This is a genomic window from Ruegeria sp. BB5, assembly GCF_056539405.1.
In genome coordinates this window covers 1-6950 of sequence record NZ_JBQFUX010000019.1, presented here as the reverse complement: position 1 = coordinate 6950, position 6950 = coordinate 1, and the positions used below count along the sequence as shown (strand labels likewise).

Genomic DNA, 6950 nt, shown 5'->3' with positions numbered 1-6950 from the left:
AAGATCAATCGCTTAACACACTCAACCCGTCAGAACCATAAAACAATGGGGTGAGAGGCAATAACCTCATCCAAAACAAAGCTTCAATGCCGGAAAACCAAATACACTCAATAAGACTGTTGACCTCAGCCTCTGGGACCAAAAGCCTAAAACTCCAGATAACTGGGACACAACCAAGACAGCAAGCTGACCTGACAAGGGCGTCAAAACAATGATTCCGGCGTATCACCGCTCATCCAGGTTGAAATCTTGGAGGCTTGCTTCAAAGATACCGTCTTTGGTGATTGACACGCCTGAACAAACAGGTACTCGGTGCTCAAGTTGTTTGTACGCAATCCCAGGTGGAATGTATTGAACGACCAAAATATTAAGATACCGAAGGCATTGGCATACCAAGGGTTCAAACTGAGAAAATGCAATCTTCTAAAGATATAGTTGCAAGCCTCTGCGATGCGAACGCATCTGATGACACCGTCACAACAGTTGAGGCCAGGGACACATTTCGCAGTTTGATTCGAGCACAGCTTTCGGTGCGGAACGCTAAATCACCAACTTCGGTTTCTGCCCTCTACAATGAGATACGAACGCAACCTGACGTTTGGCGCAACCTTCCAAAATTTGAAGAAGCTGGCGCAGAATATGAACCCGATGCCGCCATGGAACCCGGTTTTGCTGCTGTCACATGCTGCATGAACCGAAATGACCACCTGGCGCAGACATTGCCAACGTGGCTTGTACATCAGGAGATTGGCGAAGTTATCATCGTGGACTGGAGTTCGGAAATTCCGGTAGAGATCACTCTTCGGAAAGCGGGGATAACTGATCCACGTATACGGATTCTTCGGGTCGAGGATGAAGGATCCTGGATTTTGTCCCACGCGTATAATCTGGGATTCCGCGCTGCGACCAAAGACAAGATTATCAAAGTCGACAGTGACATTATCCTCGATTCAGAGTTCTTTAGCCGCAACACAACAGGTGTTGACCAACTGACTGCAGGGAACTGGCGCCAGGCGAAATCCGGGCAAAGCCACGTGAACGGCTTTTTCGTCGTTGGGCGTGAAAATCTTTTGGCTGTTAACGGCTTCAACGAACGGATTGTCACTTATGGCTGGGATGACGATGACCTGTACGGACGCCTGACCAACGCAGGCGTGCAAAGAGAAGATGTCGATCCCGACACCATCAGCCATATTGATCATTCCGACGTAAGACGTGTTGAGCGCCCCAAAAGTACACCGGTCACCGGATGGGACGAAGTGCAGTCGTATCCGCAGTTCTGGATCGCGTTGAACCGGCAAACTGCGTCTTCCTGCGCCCCGTGGGATGCGAGTTGCCCAATGACGGGTTTCCGGGTGCTTAGTGAAACCGCGAACATATTGCGGTTAAGACGCAGCCACCCCTACGGTGTAGATACAAACCTAATTGGCACGCGGATGGAACGCGCCGAAGCGGCGGTTAGCGCAATACATGATGTTTTCAAAGGTGTTGCGGTCTCTGTTTCCTGCGAAGCTGTGGATTATGCGTTGATGACCCGCTCGTTGGAAGACGCCATTGTGGCCATCAGCAACACGTCGCTGCAACCGGAAGAGAATACAGGCGAAGTTACCGTTCCGCTGGGGCATAGCCTGCAAAAGCCGAAACTTGTCGTCGATGCGCAGCATGGTTTGGGCAACCGATTGCGCGCAATTGCTTCGGGGTTTTCATTTTCACAAATCCACGATCGCGAACTGATCATTCGCTGGGTGCCTGACGAACATTGCGATTGCACCTTTGCGTCATTGTTCGACTTTGACGGGGCAGTCGAGGATACCAAAGAGAACGGCCCGGAGAACGCGTTAACGGTCGACCTGATGAGCAAGGCATTCCGAGAGGCCTTTGACACCGCCTCATTGGTTAAGGCGCAGCGGGATATCGTTATCCAATCGGCTTACAGGTTTACATTCGGTAAACCCTACGACCCCATTGAACGGAAATTCCTGCGTGAGCTGAAACCGAGTGCGGATGTGCAAGAGATGATCGAGTCCGTCCGCAGCCAAAACGACATCGCCGTACACGTGCGTATGAATGGCGGCGCGGCTACGGACCCTCATGGGGACGTTCCCGGAGACTGGTCGCGGTCAGAAGACGAGATTTCCAGACGTGCCCGCAGCAGATCCCACTATGCGTTCTTCTTCAAACGTCTGGATCAACTGCTGGAGGCCAAGGCCGATTCCACGATTTTTCTGGCGTCGGATAACTCGGAATCCTATGGTGCTTTCGCTGCGAAATACCAAGATCGTGTGACCAGCCTGCCAAGAACGGTATATGACCGATCTGAAGTGCAGCTTAAATATGCGCTGGCAGATGTAATCCTGCTATCGCGTGCGCCGCTTTTGCTGGGAAGCAACTGGAGTTCGTTTACGGAAATCGCCCATTCAATGTCTCAAAATCAGAGGTTAGAGATATCTGGGCAGCATTTTTAATGTGGCTCGAAATTCCGGACAGCGGTCCAAATCTTTGTGAATACCTACTAAACCCGCCAGAGTGTAAATCTGAATGAATGACAGTGAAACAAGGAGCTTAGCCGTTGAGAAGGTTGTTTCAGCGTGCAAGCAACATGTAAGTGAAATTATCGTTCTGGAAGGCCGAAAGCACACGGACTGGTGCGCTGCCTATGAGCAGAGCGGTGTTCCACGTGTCACTCAATCTTCCTTTAGCGCGCTGTCTAAGACCGTTTCTCCTCAGAAGGCCACTGATGGTGGCCTTCGTATCATTCACGTCACTAAGGGCGTTCCTGCGGCAAGCCTGAGTGAAGCGGAACACAGCGTAAACCTGCTAACGAGTTACGCTGATATTGTAGTATTCTCACCGGTTCCCGTAGCTGAACAACAGGTTCAGGACCTGCTGATTTCATGGCCCAGCTTTTGGGCTTTGCTATTTCTTGCCGAAGGGTTCGTTTTGCAGGACATCGTGCGCCCGGCGGTATGGGACAGTTTCTACAGCGATTGGGACAACCTGCAAAGCACGGTTGTGTTCGCTAATACTGCGCTGGGTGACAATTGGGCAGATAGCGATGGTGACGGCGCCAACATGGTTGTGGATTATGTGCATCCCTCGAGTTTTGAAGTCGGGCTTAGACGTCAGCTGGCATTGCAAACCAGTGCGATGCTGAACGCACCCGATACGTCTGCCGCGCCTCAGGAATTCATTTCAAAAATCCACATCGCGCTGCCCAAGCGTTATTCCAAAAAGGAATATGAACAAAAGCTTTTTCAGGAAAGTCGGAAGTGGTGGAAGGTCGCCCTTTGCTCACCTTGGCGGATTTCTTACTGGTGTGATCTTTGGCGTCTCCAGCGGCGTACCAAGCGCTGGTCGAATTAGAACTTGCCCGCTTTAGTCCAAAGCTGCTGAACAAACATGCGGGTGAAAAGCCCTGTTTGGCTTCAAGTCTCCGGTAAACAACAAAAAACATCCGCGCGCGCACGCTTGGTTGCGTCCAAAACTTGTGGGCAGTTTGGTAAAGGGTGTTTGATCTGATGTACTGCGTTTTGTTTACAAGTGACTGAGAGTATTGATCTCTGTGCGCTTGTTCTATCGGGCAGACTCATCTGTCGCTGTATCGCCCGGCGACACCAAATTTAAGACCGTCCCATGACCCTAAGCGTCATTCGCGCAACGCTGTGTGCGTTTTGGACATGGAAAGTTTACGTAAAAAACCTATTAAAACATTGATTTAAGGCCAAGTTTCGCCACAGGCAGCGCACAGCTGAGGCATCGCGGTTCTCTAGCCCTGATCCAGATCATTACTGGAATCGGAGATAGAACCATGCCGAGTTTCCTCGACTGTTGTTTCAAAGCGTCAGCGCAAACAGGACAGCGCTCTGCTTGTAGCATTGTCCGGTTTTTTACCGTCTTGCTGAGTGTCGCGACATTGATACCGGTGACCCTTGCGCCAACACGCGCTCAGGCACAGCAGTTACTTGTGTTGGGAAGCGATCGCGGCGGCTATCTGCATGACCGTTTGATCGAGTTGGAAAACCTCAAGCGCAACGGAGTTCTGGTCGAGATCCGGGGCCGTATCTGCTATTCGACATGCACGATGTTTCTGGGGTTGCCCGGAACTTGCGTTGATCCTGATACCACCTTTGGGTTTCACGGTCCGTCCCAAAGCGGTCGTCCGCTTGCGCAAGAAGATTTCGACTATTTCAGTCAGATCATGGCTGCTTATTATCCGGAACCGCTGAAATCCTGGTTCATGACCAAAGCCCGGAACCGGATCAACGGGCTCTATAAGGTCAAGGGCCGCGAGATCATACAGATGGGCGTGCCCGCCTGCCGAACCGCGTGAACCCGGTCTTGCCCGCAGTCAGGTCGCCGGGTATCACTTTGGATCAAACGCCGGTGCCGGATTTCCTGTATCGGCTCCTTTCACGGCTAACCGGGCAGGAGAAAAGTTCATCGTGCTGTCATCGCTTTTCGGACGATTCAGGCGGCGTGCCCCGTTTCTGCCACCAACCCCAGATACTCCAATTTGCGTTATCGGTGACGTGCATGGCTGTGTCGTGCAGTTGGAAAAGCTACTGAACAAGGTGCCGCAGGACCATCGGATCATTCTGGTGGGCGATTATGTCGACCGCGGAGAATGCAGCGCCGAGGTCTTGCGCCTGATCAGTGCGCGCCCCGATATAACCTGCCTGAAAGGCAATCATGAAGAGATGATGCTGCGGTTCCTGAAAGACCCCTTGGAACAGGGTCCGCGGTGGCTGCGTTACGGCGGGTTGCAGACTTTGGCCTCGTTCGATGTGCGCGGGGTCCGGGCTGAGATGACCTGTGATGAGCTGACAGAGTGCCGGGACAGGTTCCAAGAGGCGATGGGCGACACGTTGTATCAATGGGTGACCGGGCTGAAGACCTGGGAAATGTCGGGCAACGTCCTTGTGGTGCATGCCGGTGCTGACCCCAATGTTCCGCCCACCGACCAGTCGGAAAAGACCCTTATCTGGGGTCATCCGTCATTTCTAAAAACAATCAGGCGCGACGGTGTTTGGGTTGTACACGGGCATACGATTGTCGGTGAGGCTGGCGCGCAAAAGGGACGAATTTCCATTGATACCGGCGCTTTTGCAACTGGTGTGTTAAGTGCAGTTTGCCTGGATGGTGGGGAGCCCAGATTTTTGACGGCACAAAGCTGAAGACTGAGCCCGTACAGGCGCAAATCCGCGGTTGCACTTGCTTTTTCCTGTTGAAGCTGAGCAAAATCTTGTCACGCTAATTCACATCTAATAGGACCTGTTTAAATTAAATCAGGTTTCGAGCTTATCATGTTGATCACCCCTATTCTTCTTTGCGGCGGGTCCGGGACGCGTCTTTGGCCGTTGTCGCGGCAGAGTTACCCCAAACAATTTGTGCCGCTTGTTGGGGATGAGACACTTTTCCAGGCCTCAGCTCGGCGTTTGTCCGGCGCGGCGGCGGGGTTGGAATTCGCTGCTCCGGTGGTTCTGACCAATTCGGATTTCCGCTTCATCGTGGCTGAGCAATTGCAGGCCGTCGGCATTGATCCCGGTGCCATTTTGATTGAGCCCGAAGGGCGGAATACGGCCCCAGCGGTCCTCGCTGCCGCGCTGCGCGCCCATTCCGAGGATCCGGACGCGGTGCTGTTGGTTGCGCCGTCCGACCACGTAGTGCCTGATGTGGCGGCGTTCCAGAATGCGGTTGCCCGCGGGTTGGAGGCTGTCGAGCAAGGGCAACTGGTAACATTCGGGATCACCCCAACGCATCCGGAAACGGCTTATGGTTATCTCGAATTGGCGAGCGCATCGAACAGCGGCGGATCACCCGTTCCGCTGAAAAAGTTCGTGGAAAAACCAAATCTGGCTCGCGCAACTGAAATGCTCGAAGCGGGCAATTTCAAATGGAATGCCGGGATCTTTCTTTTCCGTGCATCGGATATGATTGCGGCCTTCCGGGCTCATGCGCCCGAACTGATATCGCCCGTCGAGGCAGCCGTCGAAACGGCAACGCCGGATCTGGGCTTTCTGCGACTGAACCCTGAACCCTGGGGCAAGGCCGAAGATATCTCAATCGATTACGCGGTGATGGAGAAGGCGACGAACCTGTCGGTTGTCCCGTTTGACGCGGCTTGGTCCGATCTGGGTGGATGGGATGCAGTCTGGCGAGAAAGCGGGCCGGATTCTGACGGCGTGGTGACCAGCGGCGGAGCCACAGCCATTGATTGCCACAACGCGCTGTTGCGCTCGGACAGTGACCAGTTGGAGTTGGTGGGCATCGGGCTTGAAAACATCATCGCCGTGGCGATGAATGATGCGGTTCTGGTTGCGGATGCCTCGCGGGCGCAGGACGTTAAGAAAGCGGTGAGCGCGCTAAAGGAAAAAGGCGCTGCACAGGCTACAACCTTCCCCAAGGATCACCGCCCTTGGGGCTGGTTCGAAAGCCTTGTGGTTGGCGACCGGTTCCAGGTTAAGCGTATTCACGTCCACCCCGGCGCGTCGCTGAGCCTGCAAAGCCATGTCCACCGCTCGGAACACTGGATCGTTGTCGAAGGCACGGCCCTTGTGACGATCGACGACAAGGAACAGTTGGTGACCGAGAACCAATCGGTCTACATCCCGTTGGGGGCGGTGCATCGGATGCAGAACCCTGGCAAGGTGCCGATGGTTCTGATTGAAGTTCAAACCGGAACCTATCTCGGTGAGGATGATATCGTCCGGTACGAGGATGTTTATGCACGCGGTCAGGGCGCAAAGGGCTGACGTTCCAGCCCCATCTGACGCCACCCAGCCAGGTATGGCGCATTGATCAGGCCCCCGGACGGGGGCCTTTTTTGTTGCCCGGAAAGCTTGGTGAAGCCGTTCCGTTCGGTGTGTTTTGGTTGTGTTAGTTGTGTTTTGTTTATGGTGTTGCTGATTGAGATGACTGAGTGAGGTTGGGCTGATGAGCATGAACCCTTT

General features: G+C 53.6%; 5 protein-coding genes. All 5 read left to right on the top strand.

Annotated elements, in window-relative coordinates; translation table 11 throughout:
• Positions 1–656 precede the first annotated feature (656 nt).
• The 5 genes from ACR0DL_RS21345 (at position 657) to ACR0DL_RS21325 (ending at position 6752) form a co-directional block, all read left to right on the top strand.
• Positions 657–2465, top strand: a complete 1809-nt coding sequence (locus tag ACR0DL_RS21345) for a galactosyltransferase-related protein (RefSeq protein WP_425082673.1) — start codon at positions 657–659, stop codon at positions 2463–2465.
• Between the two features lie 73 nt (positions 2466–2538).
• Complete coding sequence (locus tag ACR0DL_RS21340) at positions 2539–3363, top strand: hypothetical protein (protein ID WP_480691274.1); 825 nt, start codon at positions 2539–2541, stop codon at positions 3361–3363.
• Positions 3364–3964: 601 nt separating this feature from the next.
• The gene (locus tag ACR0DL_RS21335) at positions 3965–4330 is read left to right on the top strand and encodes a hypothetical protein (RefSeq protein WP_480691272.1); all 366 of its coding nucleotides are present in this window, start codon (positions 3965–3967) and stop codon (positions 4328–4330) included.
• A 112-nt stretch (positions 4331–4442) separates the two neighbouring features.
• Positions 4443–5174, top strand: a complete 732-nt coding sequence (locus ACR0DL_RS21330) for a metallophosphoesterase family protein (protein WP_480691270.1) — start codon at positions 4443–4445, stop codon at positions 5172–5174.
• Between the two features lie 129 nt (positions 5175–5303).
• Positions 5304–6752, top strand: a complete 1449-nt coding sequence (locus ACR0DL_RS21325; RefSeq protein WP_480691268.1) for a mannose-1-phosphate guanylyltransferase/mannose-6-phosphate isomerase — start codon at positions 5304–5306, stop codon at positions 6750–6752.
• Positions 6753–6950 lie beyond the last annotated feature (198 nt).